The organism is Extibacter muris, assembly GCF_004345005.1.
Taxonomy (GTDB): domain Bacteria; phylum Bacillota; class Clostridia; order Lachnospirales; family Lachnospiraceae; genus Extibacter; species Extibacter muris.
The window spans coordinates 1-1,035 of the sequence record NZ_SMMX01000051.1 but is presented as its reverse complement, the minus strand read 5'-3'; the positions used below and the strand labels follow the sequence as shown (position 1 = coordinate 1,035).

The following is a 1,035-nucleotide window of genomic DNA, read 5'->3' as shown; positions in this document are numbered from 1 at the left end:
GTACAACGCAGTCGGTATTGATGTTTCAAAGGGCAAGAGCACCATCGCAGTCCTGCAGCCCGCAGGTGTCATTGTCAGGAAACCCTTTGATGTTTTCCACACTTCCCAGTCCTTAAAAGCACTGTCTGATTATCTCGTTTCCCTTGAAGGGGATACAAGGGTCGTGATGGAATGCACCGGCAGATACCATGAACCTATGGCAAATACCCTGTCTGATGCCGGATTATTCGTAACTGTCGTTAATCCGCACCTTATTAAAAACTTCGGTAATAATACCTTGCGCAAGGTCAAATCCGATCCTGCTGATGCTAAAAAGATAGCTCGCTATACTCTTGACAACTGGGCTGAACTGCGTCAGTATTCGAGTATGGATAATACACGCAACCAACTGAAAACCTTAAATTCACAATTCAGCTTCTTTATGAGGCAAAAGGTTGCTGCAAAAGCAAACCTGATTGCACTGCTGGATAATACATATCCCGGTGTAAACAAGCTGTTCAGCAGCCCTGCCCGTGAAGATGGCAGCGAAAAATGGGTCGATTATGCTTACTCATTCTGGCATGTGGACTGTGTCCGCAAAATCGGTTTGAAAGCCTTCTCAGAGCGCTATGAAGCCTTTTGCAGGAAGCACCATTACATTTACCAGCCATCCAAGCCGGAGGAACTATTTAACGCCTCCAAAGAGCTTGTTGCCGTCTTCCCAAAAGAGAAATCCTACAGGCTTCTGATCCGACAGAGCATACAGCAGCTCAACCTTGCTTCCGCCCATATCGAACGCCTCCGCCGGGAGATGAACGAACTTGCATCCACACTTCCCGAATATGAGGTTGTCATGGGCATGTATGGCGTAGGCAAAACCTACGGCCCGCAGCTCATCGCTGAGATTGGTGATGTCTCAAGGTTTACCCACAGGGAAGCACTCACCGCTTTTGCAGGCGTTGACCCCGGTGTAGACCAATCGGGGCAGCATAGCTCAAAGAGCAACAAGGCTTCCAAATGCGGAACCGGCAGACTCCGTAAGACCCTGTTCCAGAT

Annotated in this window: 1 protein-coding gene; it reads left to right on the top strand. The window is 48.7% G+C overall.

The genetic code is table 11. The features are described from left to right. On the top strand, window positions 1-1,035 hold a 1,035-nt coding region (locus tag E1963_RS19160; RefSeq protein WP_132281678.1), incomplete at both ends, for an IS110 family RNA-guided transposase.